The following is a 19,030-nucleotide window of genomic DNA, read 5'->3' on the forward strand; positions in this document are numbered from 1 at the left end:
GCTTCGACGCTAGCGCGCACGGGTGACACGGGCCAGGGGTGGTTTGTCGCCGCCTGCCTCACCGGCCGCGCCCAGGCACAGTGCCGCGAGGAGCGAGGGATGCTCGACGTGCGCGAAATGCCCGGTGGCGGGGAGGATGCGCGTGCGCAGCCCCGGGACGATGGCCGCGAGCCCGGCGTCGTCCGCCGCCGTGACGAAGACGTCCTGGTCGCCGTGCAGGGAGAGCACCGGGCACCGGATGCGCGCCCAGCGCTCGGCCGCCGGGTACCGCCGCGCGCACGCGACCGCGCGCACGAACGCGGCGGGCCGCAGATCGCGCGCGAGCTCGCGGGCGGAGCCGGGGACCGGCGCCGAGAACAACGGGGCGATGAGCAGCGGCAGCAACCGCATCGGCTCCAGCGCCCGGACCAGCCGGAGCCCGGCCGGTCCGAGCGCGGCCAGCATGCGCATCCCGGCGAGCAGGAGCATGAGCGGTGCGTGGCGGTACAGCAGGGATGCGGTGCCGCGCCGATCAGCCTGCCCGCCGAACGTCGTGGCCGACACCAGGACCACCGACTCCGTGGCGATCGGCTCACGCACCGCGAGCTCGAGCGCGACGAACCCGCCGAGCGAGTGCCCGACCACGCGCCACCGCTGGAACCCGAGCGCGCGGGCGACGGTCGCGACGCTCGACGCGAGCACGCCGGCGTCGAGCGACGCCACCTCGGCGGGGGAGTCTCCCCAGCCCGGAAGATCGGGGACGATCAGATCCGGGACGGCCGAGCCGCGGGCAGCCGCGGCCGCGGCGATCATCGGCTCCCACGTCGTCCACGATCCCGCCGCTCCGTGCAGCAGGATGGTCGCCACCGCGGATTCACGCGCCGTTCTGTGCACCGTCACCGGCCCGGCATCCGTCTCCACCATCGTCTGTTCCACTCCTGTTCTTCGGAGCGGACCGGCCGTAGGATGCGCGAGGAGCCCACCCTGCGCCGGGCCCCTCCGCGCGCGGGACACGTCACCGAGCAGGGAGCACCCGTTGACCGAGACCACCACTGCGTCCGACCGGCCCACCGACCAGCGCGTCCACCACCTCAGCGAGGAGACGCTCGACCGCATCGACGCCTGGTGGCGCGCGGCGAACTACCTCTCCGTCGGGCAGATCTACCTGCTCGACAACCCGCTGCTGCGGCGCCCGCTCTCGCGCGACGACATCAAGCCCCGGCTGCTCGGTCACTGGGGCACGACGCCCGGTCTCAACTTCATCTACGCGCACCTCAACCGGGTGATCCGGGAGCGCGACCTGAACACCCTCTTCGTCGCCGGCCCCGGCCACGGCGGTCCGGGCGTCGTCGCCGGCGCCTACCTCGACGGCACCTACAGCGAGCTGTACAGCGCCATCGACCAGAGCGAGGACGGCCTGCGGCGACTGTTCCGCCAGTTCTCGTTCCCGGGCGGCATCCCGAGCCATGCAGCGCCGCAGACGCCCGGCTCCATCCACGAGGGCGGCGAGCTCGGCTACGCGCTGTCGCACGCGTATGGCGCAGCCTTCGACAACCCCGACCTGCTGGTCGCGGCGGTCGTCGGCGACGGCGAGGCCGAAACCGGCCCGCTGGCCACCGCGTGGCACTCGAACAAGTTCCTCAACCCGAAGCAGGACGGCGTCGTGCTGCCGATCCTGCACCTCAACGGCTACAAGATCGCCAACCCGACGGTGCTCGCGCGCATCCCCGAGTCCGAGCTGCTCGACCTCATGCGCGGCTACGGCTACACGCCGTACATCGTCTCGGGCGGATTCGACGGCGAAGACCCGCGCGAGGTGCACAAGCGGATGGCGGCGACGCTGGACGAGATCCTCGACCGGATCGCGCAGATCAAGGCGGACGCCGATGCCGACGAGCTGGACGGGCGCCCCGCCTGGCCGATGCTGATCCTGCGCACCCCGAAGGGATGGACGTGCCCCGCCGAGATCGACGGGCACCCCGCCGAGAACAACTGGCGCTCGCATCAGGTCCCGCTCGCCAACGCACGCGACACCGAGGCGCACACGCGCCTGCTGGAGAGCTGGATGGCCTCCTACCGTCCGCAGGAGCTGTTCGACGAGCAGGGACGCCCGGTCGAGCTGATCACCGGCCTCGCGCCGGAGGGCGAGCGGCGGATGAGTGCCAACCCGGTCGCGAACGGCGGCCTGCTGCGCCGCGACCTGCGGCTGCCCGACTTCCGCGACTACGCCGTCGACGTGCCGCAGCCCGGCGAGACCGTGGCCGAGGCGACGCGCGTGCTCGGCGAGTGGCTGCGGGACGTGATGATCGCCAACCCGCACGACTTCCGGCTGTTCGGCCCGGACGAGATCGCCTCCAATCGCCTCCAGGCGGTCTTCGACACCACCAGCAAGCAGTGGAACGCCGGGTACCTGCCGATCGACGACGACAACCACCTCGCGCCGACCGGCCGGGCGATGGAGGTGCTGAGCGAGCACCAGTGCCAGGGCTGGCTGGAGGGCTACCTCCTGACCGGCCGCCATGGCGTCTTCACGTCGTACGAGGCGTTCATCCATATCGTCGACTCGATGTTCAACCAGCACGCCAAGTGGCTGAAGTCGGCGGGCGAGGTGTCGTGGCGGAGGCCGGTCGCCTCCCTCAACTACCTGCTCAGCTCGCACGTCTGGCGGCAGGATCACAACGGCGCCTCCCACCAGGATCCGGGATTCATCGACCACGTCGTCAACAAGAAGGCCGACGTCGTGCGCGTGTACCTGCCGTTCGACGCGAACACGCTGCTGTCGACGTACGACCACTGCCTGCGCTCGGTCGACTACGTCAACGTCGTGGTCGCCGGCAAGCAGCCCGCGCCGAACTGGCTGACGATGGAGCAGGCCATCGCGCACTGCACGCGCGGCATCGGCATCTTCCCGTGGGCCGGCACCGAGGTGGAGGGGGAGGAGCCTGATGTGGTGCTCGGCTGCGCGGGCGACATCCCGACGCTGGAGACGCTCGCCGCAGCCGACATCCTGCGCCGCCGCCTGCCGGACCTCAAGGTGCGCGTGGTCAACGTCGTCGACCTGATGCGGCTGCAGAGCGAGGGCGAGCACCCGCACGGCCTCAACGACCGCGAGTACGACGCGCTGTTCACGGCCGACAAGCCGGTGATCTTCGCGTACCACGGCTATCCGTGGCTCATCCACCGCCTCACCTACCGTCGCAACGGCCACGACAACCTCCACGTGCGCGGCTACAAGGAGGAGGGCACCACGACGACGCCGTTCGACATGGTGATGCTCAACGACCTCGACCGCTACCACCTGGTGATCGACGTGATCGACCGCGTCCCCGGTCTGGCGACGCGTGAGGCGGAGCTGCGGCAGGAGATGCAGGACGCCCGCCTGCGCGCTCGGCAGTACACGCGCGAGCACGGGGAGGACATCCCGGAGGTCGCCGAGTGGACGTGGGCCGGCGGCGAGCGCACCACCCGTTTCGACACGACCGGCGGTGACAACGACTGACCCCTGTCTCCCATGCACTCTGGTTGACGCAACACGCCGTCCGCGCCGAGCGCGGGACGGCGTGTCACGTCAACTCAACGGCAGCGGGGCGGCGTTGAGGCGGGTCAGAGGGGGTGGGCGGACTCCGGGTCGACGGGGGTGAGGGTTGCCATTTTCGCGGCGCGGCCGTCGCCGGAGGACCGCCCGGTGAGGCGGCGGCCGATCCACGGCAGCACGAAACGGCGGTAGTACTCCGCCGTGCGGCGCGTGCTCTCGCCGGCAGGCGCGGCGGCGACCTCCTCCACACCCCATTCGCTCGGGACCGGGATGCCGAGGGCGGTGAGCACGTTGCTCGCGACCCGCGCGTGACCGAGCGGACCGAGGTGCAGGCGGTCCTCCGACCAGTAGCGGATGTCCTCCAGCCCTTGGTCCGCCCAGTTGTCGACGAACGTGATCCCCTCGCGCGGCAGCATCGCCCGCACGGCGGCGGCCAGCTCTTCGCCGCGGCGCCGGATGAGACCGCCGAGGGGCAGGTGCGCGCTGGGGTTCGCGCCGCTCAGAAGGAGCATGTGGCTGCCGGATGCGACCACCCGGTCCGCCGCATCCATCAGCGTCCGCGCGACGCCGTCGATGGACACGCGCGGTCGCATGATGTCGTTCCCGCCGCCGTTGAGGCTGACGAGGTCGGGATGCTGGGCGATCGCCGGCTCGACCTGCTCGGCCACGATCGGCCCCAGCTTGCGGCCGCGGACCGCGAGGTTCGCATACCGGAAGGGACCGTCGGCCGCTGCGGCCATCCCGAGCGCGACGAAGTCGGCCCAACCGCGCACCCGGCCGTCCGGGAGTTCGTCGCCGACCCCCTCCGTGAAGCTGTCCCCGATGGCGATGTAGCTGGCGAATGCAGTGCTGGACACGGGTGCAACGCTACTCCGCACGGCTACCATGGGCCGCATCGGCAGCGACGCCCGGAGGGGGACACCCATGCAGAAGGTCAGTTCGTTCCTGTGGTTCGAGAGCGGGGTGGAGGAGGCGGCCCGGCTGTACACGTCCCTCATCCCCGACTCGGAGATCGTGGAGGTCCAGCGTTTCGGCGAGGGGATGCCGGACGGCCTCGTCGTGCTGCGATTCACGCTCGCCGGCGTCGAGTACCAGGCGATGAACACCGGCCCCGCCGGTGGCTTCACCGAGGCGTTCTCGCTGTCGGTGCTGTGCGACGACCAGGCCGAGGTCGACCGGCTGTGGGAAGCGCTGACGGCGGACGGCGGCGAGGAGAGCATGTGCGGCTGGCTGAAGGACCCCTGGGGCGTCAGCTGGCAGATCGTTCCGCGACGCCTGATCGAGCTGCAGTCCGACCCGGATCGGGCGCGTGCAGCCCGGGTGAATCAGGCCATGCTCGGGATGCGCAAGCTCGACATCGCCGCGCTGGAGGCCGCCGCCGACGGCCGCTGATCACCCGACCGCATCCCGCGAGGTGCACGTTGTTGCGCCCGCGCACGGCGTGTCGGCCGCAAGAACGTGCACCTCGCCGAGGACGCGGAGGGGCGGAGGTCAGCCGATGAGGGTCTGCCAGGCGAGGAGGTGCTCGACCGTGACGCCGCCGTAGCCGCGCAGGCCGCCGAGGGCCGTGCGGACCTTCGCCGTCTCCGACTCGAGCAGGGCGGCGCTGTCATCGCCGAAGGTCGCAGCCGGGCCGCCGGCGACCTCGGGCGTGTCCGTCTCCACGCCGATGGTGAACGGGATGCGCTTGTTGGCGGCCGCCGTCGCCGCGGGCTTCGCGAGCGCCACGATCCCGTCGGTGCCCGCCGCGTGGTCGCTGAACGCCACGATCGCGACCGACTTCAGGTGGGGGAGCAGCGCGTCGAACGCGGTTCCGCCTCCCGGCTGCGGCTTGGCCGCGAGCCACCACGGCAGGTCGGCGCCGATCGGCACCGTCCCGGCGGCCACGCGGGCCGCGTCGTACATCGCCTGGAGCTGCGCGACGACGGCGGGGAGCTGGTCGTCCGAGGACACCACCCACGGCTCGACGTCGAACTGCACCGCGTCGAACGGGGCGGCGCGCAGGGCGGCGGACGTCCAGGTGGCCGCGAGCGACGGGTCGTCCGCCCACGCCGGATCGCCGCCGAGGGCCGCGACCTTGGTCACGCCCGCAGCGTGCAGAGCGTTGACCGCATCCGTGAGCCAGACGCCGAACGCTCCCTCGTCGGCTGCCCACGGCACGGACAGGAAGACGGTGCGCAGGTGGTGGGCCGCCGCGAAGTCGGCGAGCGCCTGCGGCTCGAACTGCGGCAGCCCTTCGCCGCGCGCATCCGTCGCCGGGTCGATGGGGTTGCCCCACGCCCACATGCTGGTGATCGCCGAGGACGGCGTCGTGGCGTCCACGCGCTGGGTCACCGCGGTCGCCGGGGCCGCTGCGACGAGGGAACCGCCGATGACGAGCGCGAGCGCGGCCGACGTGATCGCTGAGCGGAGAGTCGGAGCTCGCATGGCACACCCTTTGATCGCGGAACGGTACGGTCACCGCAGATTCGGGTGTGCGGTACGACCATCATCGCAGTATCCCGGAATACGTCTATGCCGCATTCGGGGTACATCGTCCGCGCCGTGCGCCTCGCTTCGTCAGTCGCGCCAGCCCAGCGCCGGCGCGATCTGGGTGACGATCGTCTCCAGCAGGTGGGCGTTGTACTCGACGCCCAGCTGATTCGGCACGGTCACCAGCAGCGTGTCGGCGTCGGCGACCGCGGCGTCCTCGCGCAGCTCCTCCACGATCCGCTCCGGCTCGCCCACGTAGCTCTTGCCGAAGCGCGCCAGCCCGCCGTCGAGGTGGCCGACCTGGTCGTGCCGGTCGGCGAGGGCGGAGGCGCCGAAGTAGCGCCGGTCGAGGTCGGTCGTGATCGGCAGGATGCTGCGGCTGACCGACACGCGCGGCTCGCGCTCCCAGCCCGCGGCCTTCCACGCGTCGCGGTACTGCTGCAGCTGCTCCGCCTGGAGGTCGGAGAACGGCACGCCGGTGTCCTCCGTCAGCAGTGTCGAGCTCATCAGGTTCATGCCCTGCTCGGCGGCCCACACGGCTGTCGCGCGCGTGCCGGCGCCCCACCAGATCCGGTCGGGAAGTCCCGGCGACTGCGGCTCGATCGCCAGTGCGCCACGCTGCCCGCCCGTCATCGCCGGGTTCGCCTCGGCGACGCCCGCGCCGGCGATCGCCGCGCGGAACAGCTCGGTGTGGCGCCGGGCCATGTCCGCATCCGACTCGCCCTCCGCGGGCACATACCCGAACGACTCGGAGCCGCGCAGCGCCGTCTCGGGTGACCCGCGGCTGACGCCGAGCTGCAGCCGGCCGCCGGAGATCAGGTCGGCCGCCGCCGCATCCTCGGCCATGTAGAGGGGGTTCTCGTACCGCATGTCGATCACCGCGGTGCCGATGTCGATGCGCGACGTGCGCGCACCGATGGCGGCGAGCAGCGGGAACGGCGACGCCAGCTGCGGAGCGAAGTGGTGCACGCGGAAGAAGGCGCCGTCGGCCCCCAGCTCCTCCGCGGCGACGGCGAGGTCGATCGCCTGGTGGAGGGCGTCCGCGGCGGTGCGCGACACGGAGCCGGGGATGGGCTGGTAGTGCCCGAAGCTGAGGAACCCGATGCGTTTCACATCCACTCCAATCGGTCCTGGTCGCAGCCTATTCCGTCGGGCTAGAGTCCCGGATGTGGCGGAGTGGCTGTGTGCGACCTGTGCCGTGGAGACGGCGCCTGTGATGACGGCGTCGGGGGAGGAGCCCCCGGAGCGCTGCCCGATCTGCGAGGACGAGCGGCAGTACGTGCCACCGACCGGGCAGGAGTGGACGACGCTGCAGCGGTTGCAGCGCGAGGGCGAGCGCGTCGTGGTCGTCGAACTGGAGCCCGACCTGTACGGGCTGCGCAGCGAGCCGAAGGTGGGGATCGGCCAGCAGGGCATCCTGCTGCGCACTCCCGACGGCAACCTGCTCTGGGACCCGCCGGGCTACGTCGACGAGGCGGCCGCGGCCGCCGTGCAGGACCTCGGCGGGGTCGCCGTCATCGCGACCAGTCACCCACACATGTTCGGCGCGCAGGTGACCTGGTCGAGGATGCTCGGCGACCCGCCGGTGCTGGTCAACGCGGCCGACCGCCACTGGGTGCAGCGGGAGGACCCGGCCATCCAGTCGTGGACCGGCGAGGAGGAGGTGCTCCCCGGCGTCCTGTTGCGGACGATCGGCGGCCACTTCCCGGGGAGCGCGGTCGTGCACTGGGACCGAGGGGTCGTGCTCAGCGGCGACACGGTGTTCCCCGGGCCGTCGCAGCGGTGGGTGACCTTCCAGCGCAGCTTCCCCAACGACATCCCCCTGTCGGCCGCCGTCGTGCGGCGGATCGCCGACACGGTCTGCGACCGGCCGTTCGAGCGGATGTACGGCAACCTCGCCAACGTCATCCCGCGGGATGCGCGAGACGCGGTGCTGCGATCGGCCGACCGCTACATCGGGTGGGTGAGCGGGACGTTCGACCACCTCACCTGACGGTCCCTCGCGTGGCGGGTCGGCGGCGGGTCACAGGAACGGGGCGAGCTCCATCTCCATCGCGGGCTTCGGCTTCGCCCCGATGATCGTCTTCACCACCTCGCCGTCGCGGAACACCTTCATCACCGGCAGGGCGAGCGCCTTGTAGGCGACGGTGCTCTCCATGTTCTCGTCCGCGTTGATCTTGACGATGCGGATGCGGTCGGCGTGCTCCTCCTGCAGCTGCTGCAGGATCGGGCTCAGCGCCCGGCACGGACCGCACCATTCCGCCCAGAATTCGACGACGGTGGTGCCCGGGGCGGCGAGCACGGCCTCCTGGAAAGTGGCGTCGGTGACGCTCTCGATCGTGGTCATGCGAGCACGCTAAGCCCTGACCACGGGGGCAGGGTCAAGCGGTGCTGCTCCGATCCTGTGCGAGCATGGGAGGAGGAGGTGCGCATGGAGATCCTGAGCCCGCAGCAGATCCGCGAGTCGTTCGTCAACTGCTCCCGCAGCGAAGCAGAAGAGCTTCCGCTTCCCCCGGGGTTGCACGAGGTGGATTGGGCCAGACGCGAGTACCTCGGCTGGCGCGACCCGAGGCTCCCGCAGCGCGGCTACGTCGTCATCCCGACGGCGGACGGACCGGTGGGCATCGTGCTCCGCGCTTCTGAGGCCTCCATGCGGTCACATGTGCCGTCGATGTGCGGCTGGTGCCAGGATGTGCACCTCACCAACGACGTCTGGTTCTGGTCGGCGCGCCGCGCCGGTCAGCCGGGCCGCAACGGCGACACCGTCGGGACGCACGTGTGCGGTGCCTTCGAGTGCAGCGCCAACGTGCGTCGTACTCCGCCGCCGTCGTACGTGGGCTTCGACGCCGATCAGGTGGTCGAGGACCGCATCGCCGGCCTCGCCGAGCGCGCCCGGCGCTTCGCCGCGACCGTGGTCGGCGCCCGCATCTGAAGTCGTGCCGCTGGTGGGACTCGAACCCACACGCCCTTTCGGACAAAGCATTTTGAGTGCTCCGCGTCTGCCATTCCGCCACAGCGGCGCACAACAACCCCTGAAGAATACCGTAGGCTTTCGGACGTGACTGACCAGGAATCCACCACCACCGCACCCCGCCGCGTCGTCGTGGCGGAGGACGAATCGCTCATCCGCCTCGACATCGTCGAGATCCTGCGCGACAACGGTTTCGAGGTCGTCGGAGAGGCCGGAGACGGCGAGACGGCGGTCGCCCTCGCGACCGAGCTGCGGCCCGACCTGGTCATCATGGACGTCAAGATGCCGCAGCTCGACGGCATCTCCGCGGCCGAGCGCCTGTCGAAGGACCACATCGCGCCCGTCGTGCTGCTGACCGCGTTCAGCCAGAAGGAGCTCGTCGAGCGGGCGACCGAGGCCGGTGCGCTCGCCTATGTGGTGAAGCCGTTCACACCGAACGACCTGCTGCCCGCCATCGAGATCGCGCTCGCGCGCTACCAGCAGATCATCGCGCTGGAGGCCGAGGTCTCGGACATGGTGCAGCGCTTCGAGACCCGCAAGCTGGTCGACCGGGCGAAGGGCCTCCTCAACGAGAAGATGGGCCTCAGCGAGCCGGAGGCGTTCCGCTGGATCCAGAAGGCGTCGATGGACCGCCGCCTCACCATGCACGATGTCGCGCAGGCGATCATCGAGCAGCTCGCCCCCAAGAAGTAGATCGAGATTTGCGCCAAATCTCGGTTATGCGCACTCCATAACGACGATGTGGCGCAAATCTTCAGCGGCGGGGTCCGCTAGAGGTCTTTGATCAGGTTCGTGATGCGGATCGTCGAGCAGCGGCGGCCCTGATCGTCGGTGACCGCGATCTCATGCGTCGTCAGCGTCCGGCCCAGGTGGATGGGCGTGCACACGCCGGTCACGTAGCCGCTCGTCGCCGAGCGCGTGTGCGATGCGTTGATCTCGATCCCGACCGCCAGGCGTCCCTCGCCGGCGTAGAGGTTGGCCGACATCGAGCCGAGCGACTCGCCGAGGACGACGTACGCGCCGCCGTGCAGGAGGTCCGCGGGCTGGGTGTTCCCCTCGACCGGCATGCGCGCGACGGAGCGCTCCACGCTGAACTCGATGATCTCGATCCCCATCTTCTCGGCCAGCCGGCCGAGACCCCTCTGCTGCACGTACGCGAGCGCGTCTTCGGTCATCCTCGGCCTCTCTCGACGGGTCGTCTGGACTGTCACCGGCCCCTTGTAGGCTGTCCTGGTGTCAGACTCCGAAAAGCCTACCCTCCTCGTCGTCGACGGCCATTCGCTCGCTTTCCGGGCCTTCTACGCACTCCCGGTGGACAGCTTCGTCAACCGTGAGGGTCAGCACACGAACGCGATCCACGGCTTCATCGCGATGTTCATCAACCTGCTCCAGCAGCAGAAGCCGACCCACATCGCGGTAGCGTTCGACATCTCCCGCTACTCGTTCCGCACGCGTGAATATCCGGAGTACAAGGGCACCCGCGGTGAGACCCCGTCGGAGTTCGCCGGCCAGGTCCCTCTGCTCGAAGAAGCGCTCCATGCGATGAATGTCACGACCATCGCGAAGGAGGACTACGAGGCCGACGACATCCTCGCGACCCTTGCCCGCCGCGGTGTGGAGGAGGGCTACAAAGTGCTTCTCGTCTCCGGTGACCGCGACACCATCCAGCTGGTCAACGACGACGTCACCCTGCTGTACCCGAACGTGCGCGGAGTCTCTGAGCTGAAGGTCTACGACCCGGCGGCCGTCCGCGAGAAGTACGGAATCGAGCCGCACCAGTACCCGGAGATCGCCGCCCTGGTCGGTGAGACGAGCGACAACCTGATCGGCATCGACAAGGTCGGCGAGAAGACCGCCGTCAAGTGGGTGCAGCAGTACGGCACGGTCGAGAACATCGTCGCGCACGCCGACGAGATCAAGGGCGTCGTGGGGCAGAACCTGCGCGACCAGAAGGAGAACGCACTCCGCAACCGGAGGCTGAACCAGCTGCTCGACGACGTCGAACTGCCGATCGCGCTCGACGACCTGGAGCGCAAGCCCCTCAACGAGAACGCCGTGCGCGACATCTTCGCGCGCCTCCAGTTCAAGACCCTCCTCGACCGCCTCATGAAGACCGCGGCGGAGGACGGGATGCTCGACGGCGCCATGTCCGTCGCCGAGGTGGGCGACGCCGGCGCGGTCAGCGCCCCGGCCGTGCGCACCCTGGTCGACGAGGAGCTCGCGAACTGGCTGTCGAAGGCTTCGGCGGACGACACCGCGGTCGCCGTCCAGCTCGAGGTCGGCCCTGCCGGCATCACGGGCTTCGGCCTCGCCGCAGCGGACGACACCGTGTACGTGCCCTGGGTGGCCGGCCGGAAGGACTACGAAGCCCTCGAGCAGTGGCTGGCGAGCAGCGCGCCCAAGTACTTCTTTCACGCGAAGCCGCAGTTCAAGGCGCTCAGCCGTGCCGGGTTCGTGGTCGACGGTCTGGCGTTCGACACGCGGATCGCGTCCTGGCTCGTGAAGCCGGGCGCCGCGCCGCAGTCACTGGCGGAGCAGGTGTACGAGGTGCTCGGCGAGACGCTGCCGGTCTCGGACCCGAACCAGCTCGTCCCGATCAACGACGCCGTGAGCCCCGCGACCGAGGCGTGGTACATCCGCCGGGTCGCCGAGGGGCAGATGATCGCGCTCGACGAGGGCACCCGCGCAGTTCTCGACGACATCGAGCTGCCGCTCGTCGCCGTGCTCGCCGAGATGGAGCTCAACGGCGTTTCCATGGACTCCGAGGTGCTCGCGCGCCTCCGCGGGCAGCTGACCGACAAGGCCAACGACTACGCAGCGCAGGCGTACGCGCAGATCGGCCACGAGATCAACCTCGGCTCGCCGAAGCAGCTCCAGCAGGTGCTCTTCGAGGAGCTCGGGATGCCGAAGACGCGCGCAACGAAGACCGGCTACTCGACCGACGCCGGCTCGCTCGCCGACCTGCAGGAGAAGAACCCGCATCCGTTCCTCGGGCTCCTGCTGCAGCACCGCGACGCCACGAAGCTCAAGCAGATCGTGGAGACGCTGGAGCGCTCGGTCGAGGTGGACGGCCGCATCCACACCACCTACGACCAGACCGGTACGAGCACCGGCCGCATCTCGTCGAACGACCCCAACCTGCAGAACATCCCGATCCGCACGGAGGAGGGGCGCGAGATCCGCTCGGCGTTCCGCCATGGCGAGGGCTTCGAGACGCTGCTCACCGCCGACTACTCGCAGATCGAGATGCGGATCATGGCACACCTGTCGGAGGACCCGGGCCTCATCGAGGCCTTCAACGCGGGGGAGGACCTGCACCGCTTCGTCGGCGCGCGCGTCTTCGGCGTCGACCCGTCCGAGGTGACGTCCGCGATGCGCACGAAGGTCAAGGCGATGTCGTACGGCCTCGCCTACGGCCTCAGCGCATTCGGCCTCTCCAAGCAGCTGCGCATCGAGACCTCTGAAGCACGCCAGTTGATGACCGACTACTTCGAGCGATTCGGCGCGGTGCGCGACTACCTGCGCAACGTCGTCGAGCAGGCGCGCGTCGACGGCTTCACCGAGACGATCTTCGGCCGCCGCCGGCCGTTCGCCGACCTGACCTCGACCAACCGGGTGCTTCGCGAGAACGCGGAGAGGCAGGCGCTCAACGCGCCCATCCAGGGCTCCGCGGCCGACATCATGAAGGTCGCGATGCTCGGGATCGCCGGCGACATCATCGACCAGAGCCTCGAGTCGCGCATGCTGCTGCAGGTGCACGACGAGCTCATCTTCGAGGTGGCCCCCGGCGAATGGGATGCGCTGGAGGCGATCGTGCGCGCCCGCATGGCCGGCGCGGCCGGCCTCCGCGTGCCGCTCGACGTGCAGGTGGGCCGCGGCTCCAACTGGGACGCCGCCGCGCACTGATCCGCAGGCGCACTGATCGCCGCAGGCGTAGTCTCCCCGATGTGAGCGAGCTGGAGCCGCGGAAGCGGCGGAAGAAGGCGGTCGTTCCGCGACGTATCCCGAGCGAGGTCGTTCCGGTGCCGCCGGAGGAGGCGCGGGACTTCGTGCGCGACGCGTTGAAGGGCACGAGTCTGCGGGACCCGTTCGCGCAGCTGCTCTCGCTCGAGCTCGTCTTCGAGCAGCGTGTCCGCTTCGTGCCGGTGGGCGAGACGCACACGCGGATCGAGTTCGACGCGGTGGGTCAGCTTCCCGGGGCCGACGTGCTGATGTACACGCGTCGTCTGGGCGAGATCGACCGCTTCTTCGTCGCGCTGCACGATGAGCTCGACCGTCGGGCGCGTCATCGTCGCCCGCACGGCGGCGACAGGGCCATCGACGAAGGCCGCTGAGCGCGACGGCGGGATGTGCCCACAGCTCCCGCCGATGGGGAGTTGTCCACATTCCCGACGACGCCGTGCCCCGGCTGCCGTCTCCTCGATAGGGTCGGATCATGACCAACGATCAGAAGCGCGAACCCACTCCGGTCGACACGATCGCCGAGGAGTGGGTCGACACCCAGCTCGAGTTGTACCCGGAGTTCCACGTCTGGCTCGGCCGCCCCGGCCGCGAGGGCGAGTACGCCGATTACTCGCCGGCCGGCGCCGAGCACGCCATCGGCAAAGTCAGAGAGACCCTCGCCCGCATCGAAGCGGCCGAGCCGGTCGACGACATCGACCGGGTCACGAAGATGGATCTCACGCGTGAGCTGCAGCTCACCGTCGAGAAGCACGAGGCGGGCTTCGCCCAGCGCGACCTCAACGTCATCGCATCGCCGCCGCAGGAGCTGCGCGACATCTTCGACCTGGTGCCGACGGACACGGAGGACGACTGGGCCAACGTCGCCAAGCGCCTCCACAATCTGCCCGCCGCGATGAACGGCTACATCGAGACCCTGCGCAGCGGCATCGCAGCGGGCAACGTCCCGGCCATCCGCCAGGTGCGCGAGGTGCTCGCGCAGGCGCGGAAGCAGGTGGCCGACACCGGCTTCTTCTACGAGTTCACCGCCGACGCGAAGCCGCTGAACGGGGTGCTTCCCGAGTCGCTGAAGGGCGATCTGGCGGATGGCGCGAAGGAGGCCGCACAGGCGTACGCCACGCTGGCCGACTTCTTCGAGAACGAGCTGGCCCAGCACGCCCCCGAGAAGGACGCCGTAGGCCGAGAGCTCTACGCGCTCGCCTCGCGGAGCTTCCTCGGCGCCACCGTCGACCTCGACGAGACGTACGAGTGGGGCATCGAAGAGCTCGCGCGCATGCGCGCCGAGCAGGAGTCGATCGCGCGCGAGATCAAGCCGGGAGCGACCGTCCTCGAGGCGATCGAGTTCCTCGACGGCGACGCGAGCCGCAAGCTGCACGGCACCGATGCGCTGCAGCGCTGGATGCAGGAGACGAGCGACCGGGCCATCGAAGAGCTCGGCAAGTCGCACTTCGACATCCCTGCCGAGATCCGCCGTCTCGAGTGCATGATCGCGCCGACGCAGGAAGGCGGCATCTACTACACCGGTCCGAGCGACGACTTCTCGCGCGCGGGGCGGATGTGGTGGAGCGTGCCCGAGGGCGTGACCGAGTTCGACACCTGGCGCGAGCTGACGACCGTCTATCACGAGGGCGTTCCCGGCCACCACCTGCAGATCGCGCAGGCGACCTACAACAAGGCGCAGCTCAACTCATGGCGTCGCATCGCCGGCACCTCGGGGCACGCGGAGGGCTGGGCGCTCTACGCCGAGCGGCTGATGGAGCAGCTGGGCTACCTCGACGACCCGGCGGACCGGCTCGGGATGCTCGACGGGCAGCGCATGCGCGCGGCGCGCGTCGTGCTCGACATCGGCGTGCACCTCGAGAAGCCGCTTCCGGACGGCTCGCGTCCGTGGACCGGAGAGGACGCCTTCCCGTTCCTCCGCGAGAACGTCAACATGAACGACGGGTTCGTCCGCTTCGAGGTCAACCGCTACCTGGGCTGGCCCGGGCAGGCTCCGTCGTACAAGATCGGTCAGCGCATCTGGGAGCAGCTGCGCGACGAGTACGCCCGCCGCGAGGGCGCCTCGTTCGACATCAAGGCGTTCCACAAGAAGGCCCTCGACATCGGCGGCGTCGGCCTCGACACGCTGAAGGCCGCGCTGCTCGACTGAGCGGCACGTCCTTCCACCGGTGACCTCCCCGTACCGTGCCGCGCTGGGCGCGGCGTTCGATGAGCTGCATCCGCGACTGCGGGCGTACTTCGACGCCATCCCGGCCGGCGCGGTCGGGCGGGGGAGCGGCGTGTTCGAGACAGTGGGCACGCCACGCCGGTGGCTGTGGCCGGTACTGGCGGTGTTCGCCCGGTCGCACGTCATGTTCCCCGTGTGGGAGCGCGAGGTGCCGTTCACCGTCGAGAACCGCGGGGTCACCGCGCCCGACGGTTCGCCCGCCGTCGCGGCCACGCGATGGTTCGCATTCCGGTCCGGTGCGGCGACCATGGTGGATGAGATCGGCGTCCGTCGGGGAGCGGTCATCGATCGTCTCGGCGATCCGGTGCGGGCGGAGGCGCGGTTCGCCGCAACCGTCCGGGATGGCGGCCTCCGGCTGCGCTCCACCGCCGTCTGGCTGGTGGTCGGAGGGCGGCGGGTGCGTGTCCCGAGTCCACTCGCTCCGGTCGTCGTCCTGACCGAACGCTGGGACGACCAGCACGAGCACCAGCGGGTGTCCATCACCGTGCATGTGCCGCTGATCGGGCGGATCTACCAGTACCGCGGCCGGTTCCGCTATGCGATCGAGCCGGGCGGTCCGGCGGCGCAGACGCAGGCATCGCGGAACACAGAAGCACCAGAGAAGAGAGAAACGGGGGAGCGGTCGGAGTGAACGAGCGCATCGTCATCGCCGGGGCGTCCGGATTCGTCGGGCAGTACCTGGAGGAGCACTACCGCGCCGCGGGTGCGGAGGTCATCCTGGTCGGCCGCAGCGGGCCCGACGTGCGCTGGGACGACGCCGACGGCCTGCGCAGAGCGGTCACCGGTGCCGACGCGGTGATCAACCTCGCGGGCAAGAGCGTGAACTGCCGCTACGGCGATGCCAACCGGGCCGAGATCTTCCGCTCCCGGCTCGCCACCACGCGGGCGGTTCGAGAGGCGATCGCCGCGAGCGACGCGCCGCCGCCGGTCTGGTTCAACGCCTCCACGGCGACCATCTACCGCCATGCCGAGGACCGCCCCATGACCGAGTCCACCGGCGAGCTGGGCTCCGGCTTCTCGGTCGAGGTCGCGAAGGCATGGGAGCACGAACTGTTCGAGGGCGACCTCCCGGGCACGCGTCGCGTCGCCCTGCGCATGGCCATCGTCCTCGGCGACGGCAGCGCGCTCACACCGCTCGTCAACCTCACCCGTTTCGGACTGGGCGGCCCCCAGGTGGACGGCCGCTGGTTCGCCACGACCGCGCGCCGGAACGCCGGAACGTTCCATGAATTCCGGGCACGCGGCGGACGGCAGCGCTTCAGCTGGGTGCACATCGCCGACGTGCTCGGCGCGATCGAGTTCCTGCGCGGCCGGCCCGACCTGGACGGACCGGTCAACATCGCGGCGCCGCACCCCACCGACAACCGAACGCTGATGGCGCAGCTGCGCCGTCTGCTCGGCCGTCCCATCGGTCTCCCGGCCCACCGGTGGATGCTCGAGCTCGGTTCGATCGCGATCCGCACGGAGACCGAACTGGTGCTGAAGAGCCGCTGGGTCGTGCCCGAACGGCTGCTCGACGCCGGCTACGACTTCGCCTACCCCGACCTCGGGCCGGCGCTGCGCGACATCCTCTCCGACCGCGGCTTGCTGCACGCCTCCGCGGCCGGGTAGACTAGAACGTCACTTGTGTGACATCCCTATCCGCCTGCCGTTCGCGGAAATACATCAGAAGAACAACGCGACCGGCCTGATTCCTGTCCATTACGGAGCACCCACTACATGACAACCGCAACGACCGACAAGGCACCCAAGCAGGTCGCCGTCAACGACATCGGATCTGCTGAGGACTTTCTTGCCGCGGTCGAAAAGACGCTGAAGTTCTTCAACGACGGAGACCTCATCGAAGGCACCGTCGTCAAGATCGACCGCGACGAGGTCCTCCTCGACGTCGGTTACAAGACGGAGGGCGTCATCCCCTCCCGTGAGCTTTCCATCAAGCACGACGTCGACCCCAGCGAGGTCGTCGAGGTCGGCGACACCGTCGAGGCCCTCGTTCTCCAGAAGGAGGACAAGGAGGGTCGCCTCATCCTGTCCAAGAAGCGTGCGCAGTACGAGCGCGCCTGGGGCGATGTGGAGAAGATCAAGGAGGCCGACGGTGTCGTCACCGGTACGGTCATCGAGGTCGTCAAGGGCGGCCTGATCGTCGACATCGGTCTGCGTGGCTTCCTGCCCGCGTCGCTCATCGAGCTGCGCCGCGTCCGCGACCTCACCCCGTACCTGGGTCAGGAGATCGAGGCCAAGATCCTCGAGCTCGACAAGAACCGCAACAACGTGGTGCTGTCGCGCCGCGCGCTGCTGGAGCAGACCCAGTCGGAGTCCCGCACCACGTTCCTCAACAACCTGCACAAGGGCCAGGTCCGCAAGGGCGTCGTCTCGTCGATCGTCAACTTCGGTGCGTTCGTCGACCTCGGCGGCGTCGACGGTCTCGTCCACGTGTCGGAGCTCTCCTGGAAGCACATCGAGCACGCCTCCGAGGTCGTCGAGGTTGGCCAGGAGGTCACCGTCGAGATCCTCGAGGTCGACCTCGACCGCGAGCGCGTCTCGCTGTCGCTCAAGGCGACGCAGGAGGACCCGTGGCAGGTCTTCGCCCGCACCCACGCGATCGGTCAGGTCGCACCGGGTAAGGTCACCAAGCTGGTTCCGTTCGGTGCGTTCGTCCGCGTCGCCGATGGCATCGAGGGCCTCGTGCACATCTCGGAGCTGTCCGGCAAGCACGTCGAGCTGGCCGAGCAGGTCGTCTCGGTGGGCGACGAGGTGTTCGTCAAGGTCATCGACATCGACCTGGAGCGCCGCCGCATCTCGCTGTCGCTCAAGCAGGCGAACGAGGGCGTCGACCCCGAGGGCACCGAGTTCGACCCGGCGCTCTACGGCATGGTCACCGAGTACGACGACCAGGGCAACTACAAGTACCCGGAGGGCTTCGACCCGGAGACCAACGAGTGGAAGGAAGGCTTCGAGTCGCAGCGCGACGAGTGGGAGCAGCAGTACGCTGCCGCCCAGGCTCGTTGGGAGGCGCACAAGCGCCAGGTTGCGAAGGGCCTCGAGGAGGCTGCCGCCGACAGCGGTACGTCGACCTACTCCTCCGACTCCGGCGCCGGCGGAACGCTCGCCGACGACGAGTCGCTCGCGGCACTCCGCGAGAAGCTCAGCTCCAACTCCTGAGTATCTGAGTACGAGCGGCCGGTCCTTCGGGGCCGGCCGCTTCGTCGTTCCCAGCGGCCGACCGCGCCGCGGCTCCGCGCCGGCCTGGCTAGGCTGGGCACGTGCAGCTGATCGGACTCACGGGCGGGATCGCGTCCGGAAAATCGACCATCGCCTCCCGCCTCGCGTCGCACGGCGCCGTCGTGGTGGACGCCGACCGCATCGCCCGCGAGGTGGTGGAGCCGGGAACCCCGGCGCTGGCGGAGATCGCCCGCCGCTTCGGCAACGGCGTCATCGCGCCGGACGGCAGCCTCGACCGCCCAGCCCTCGGTGCGATCGTCTTCGGCGACCCGGAGGCACTGCAAGCTCTCAACGGAATCACCCACCCGGCCGTCCTCCGGGAGTCGACGGCACGGTTCCGGGCGGCCGCCGAGCGCGACCCCGACGCCATCGTCGTCTACGACGTCCCGCTTCTGGTCGAGTCCGCCAACGAGTATCCGTTCGACCGCGTGGTCGTCGCCCACGCCGACGAGCAGACCCGCGTCTCCCGGCTAGTGGAGCTGCGCCGGATGGATCGGGCCGAGGCCGAGCGCCGCATCCGCTCCCAGGCGTCCGACGCCGAGCGGCTGGCCGTCGCCGACGTCGTGATCGAGACCGGCGGCACCCTGGAGCACACCCTCGAGCAGGTCGACGCCCTCTGGGAGGAGCTGCGCGCGCGGCCGTGACCCGCTCCGTTCCGCTGTGA

At 69.9% G+C, this 19,030-nt stretch carries 18 protein-coding genes and 1 tRNA gene; 12 read left to right on the plus strand and 7 right to left on the minus strand.

Annotation, left to right across the window (positions count from 1 at the left end; all coding sequences use genetic code 11):
* Window positions 1-9 precede the first annotated feature (9 nt).
* Window positions 10-915, minus strand: coding sequence for an alpha/beta fold hydrolase (locus tag BLR91_RS07340; RefSeq protein ID WP_231918846.1), 906 nt, complete (start codon window positions 913-915; stop codon window positions 10-12).
* Between the two features lie 100 nt (window positions 916-1,015).
* Here BLR91_RS07340 and BLR91_RS07345 point away from each other — a divergent pair, with 100 nt between their 5' ends.
* Complete coding sequence (locus tag BLR91_RS07345) at window positions 1,016-3,478, plus strand: phosphoketolase family protein (protein ID WP_089876081.1); 2,463 nt, start codon at window positions 1,016-1,018, stop codon at window positions 3,476-3,478.
* 104 nt (window positions 3,479-3,582) lie between these two features.
* On the opposite strand, the gene BLR91_RS07350 is transcribed toward BLR91_RS07345, so the two are convergent.
* On the minus strand, window positions 3,583-4,371 hold the full coding sequence (locus BLR91_RS07350; RefSeq protein ID WP_089876079.1) for an SGNH/GDSL hydrolase family protein: 789 nt from the start codon (window positions 4,369-4,371) through the stop codon (window positions 3,583-3,585).
* Between the two features lie 67 nt (window positions 4,372-4,438).
* Between BLR91_RS07350 and BLR91_RS07355 the strand changes: the two genes are divergently transcribed.
* Window positions 4,439-4,906, plus strand: coding sequence for a VOC family protein (locus BLR91_RS07355; RefSeq protein WP_089876077.1), 468 nt, complete (start codon window positions 4,439-4,441; stop codon window positions 4,904-4,906).
* Between the two features lie 99 nt (window positions 4,907-5,005).
* Here the strand turns inward: BLR91_RS07355 and BLR91_RS07360 are convergent, their stop codons facing one another.
* Together BLR91_RS07360 and BLR91_RS07365 are read right to left on the minus strand one after the other, a co-directional pair.
* On the minus strand, window positions 5,006-5,941 hold the full coding sequence (locus BLR91_RS07360) for a hypothetical protein (RefSeq protein ID WP_089876075.1): 936 nt from the start codon (window positions 5,939-5,941) through the stop codon (window positions 5,006-5,008).
* Window positions 5,942-6,073: 132 nt separating this feature from the next.
* Window positions 6,074-7,105, minus strand: coding sequence for an LLM class flavin-dependent oxidoreductase (locus BLR91_RS07365; protein ID WP_089876073.1), 1,032 nt, complete (start codon window positions 7,103-7,105; stop codon window positions 6,074-6,076).
* A gap of 97 nt (window positions 7,106-7,202) precedes the next feature.
* On the opposite strand from BLR91_RS07365, the gene BLR91_RS07370 reads away from it, so the two are divergent.
* Window positions 7,203-7,979, plus strand: a complete 777-nt coding sequence (locus BLR91_RS07370) for a hydrolase (RefSeq protein WP_089876071.1) — start codon at window positions 7,203-7,205, stop codon at window positions 7,977-7,979.
* Between the two features lie 30 nt (window positions 7,980-8,009).
* Here BLR91_RS07370 and BLR91_RS07375 read toward each other — a convergent pair whose 3' ends face one another.
* Window positions 8,010-8,333 carry a thioredoxin family protein gene (locus BLR91_RS07375; RefSeq protein WP_020077522.1) on the minus strand — a complete coding sequence of 108 codons (324 nt, stop codon included), beginning with the start codon at window positions 8,331-8,333 and terminating at the stop codon, window positions 8,010-8,012.
* An 84-nt stretch (window positions 8,334-8,417) separates the two neighbouring features.
* On the opposite strand from BLR91_RS07375, the gene BLR91_RS07380 reads away from it, so the two are divergent.
* Window positions 8,418-8,918, plus strand: coding sequence for an FBP domain-containing protein (locus tag BLR91_RS07380; protein ID WP_018191163.1), 501 nt, complete (start codon window positions 8,418-8,420; stop codon window positions 8,916-8,918).
* 5 nt (window positions 8,919-8,923) lie between these two features.
* Here the strand turns inward: BLR91_RS07380 and BLR91_RS07385 are convergent.
* Window positions 8,924-9,006 (minus strand) — tRNA-Leu (locus BLR91_RS07385).
* A gap of 38 nt (window positions 9,007-9,044) precedes the next feature.
* Here BLR91_RS07385 and BLR91_RS07390 point away from each other — a divergent pair.
* On the plus strand, window positions 9,045-9,650 hold the full coding sequence (locus tag BLR91_RS07390) for an ANTAR domain-containing response regulator (RefSeq protein ID WP_020077523.1): 606 nt from the start codon (window positions 9,045-9,047) through the stop codon (window positions 9,648-9,650).
* Window positions 9,651-9,727: 77 nt separating this feature from the next.
* Here the strand turns inward: BLR91_RS07390 and BLR91_RS07395 are convergent, their stop codons facing one another.
* Window positions 9,728-10,132, minus strand: a complete 405-nt coding sequence (locus tag BLR91_RS07395; protein ID WP_089876069.1) for a hotdog fold thioesterase — start codon at window positions 10,130-10,132, stop codon at window positions 9,728-9,730.
* A 58-nt stretch (window positions 10,133-10,190) separates the two neighbouring features.
* On the opposite strand from BLR91_RS07395, the gene polA reads away from it, so the two are divergent.
* The 7 genes from polA (at window position 10,191) to coaE (ending at window position 19,010) form a co-directional block, all read left to right on the plus strand.
* Window positions 10,191-12,863: a DNA polymerase I gene (gene polA / locus BLR91_RS07400; protein ID WP_089876067.1), complete on the plus strand. Its 2,673-nt coding sequence runs from the start codon at window positions 10,191-10,193 to the stop codon at window positions 12,861-12,863.
* A gap of 41 nt (window positions 12,864-12,904) precedes the next feature.
* The gene (locus BLR91_RS07405; protein ID WP_089876065.1) at window positions 12,905-13,291 is read left to right on the plus strand and encodes a hypothetical protein; all 387 of its coding nucleotides are present in this window, start codon (window positions 12,905-12,907) and stop codon (window positions 13,289-13,291) included.
* A 101-nt stretch (window positions 13,292-13,392) separates the two neighbouring features.
* Window positions 13,393-15,066 (plus strand): DUF885 domain-containing protein, encoded by a 1,674-nt coding sequence (locus BLR91_RS07410; RefSeq protein ID WP_089876064.1) that lies wholly within the window; start codon window positions 13,393-13,395, stop codon window positions 15,064-15,066.
* Window positions 15,067-15,085: 19 nt separating this feature from the next.
* Window positions 15,086-15,775 (plus strand): DUF4166 domain-containing protein, encoded by a 690-nt coding sequence (locus BLR91_RS07415; RefSeq protein ID WP_089876062.1) that lies wholly within the window; start codon window positions 15,086-15,088, stop codon window positions 15,773-15,775.
* The gene (locus tag BLR91_RS07420; RefSeq protein WP_089876060.1) at window positions 15,772-16,755 is read left to right on the plus strand and encodes an epimerase; all 984 of its coding nucleotides are present in this window, start codon (window positions 15,772-15,774) and stop codon (window positions 16,753-16,755) included. Before BLR91_RS07415 ends, BLR91_RS07420 begins: the two co-directional genes overlap by 4 nt.
* Window positions 16,756-16,863: 108 nt before the next feature.
* Window positions 16,864-18,306, plus strand: a complete 1,443-nt coding sequence (gene rpsA, locus BLR91_RS07425; protein ID WP_018191155.1) for a 30S ribosomal protein S1 — start codon at window positions 16,864-16,866, stop codon at window positions 18,304-18,306.
* Between the two features lie 101 nt (window positions 18,307-18,407).
* Complete coding sequence (gene coaE / locus BLR91_RS07430) at window positions 18,408-19,010, plus strand: dephospho-CoA kinase (RefSeq protein WP_089876058.1); 603 nt, start codon at window positions 18,408-18,410, stop codon at window positions 19,008-19,010.
* Window positions 19,011-19,030: the final 20 nt, after the last annotated feature.

Source organism: Leifsonia sp. 466MF, from assembly GCF_900100265.1.
Lineage (GTDB): Bacteria > Actinomycetota > Actinomycetes > Actinomycetales > Microbacteriaceae > Leifsonia.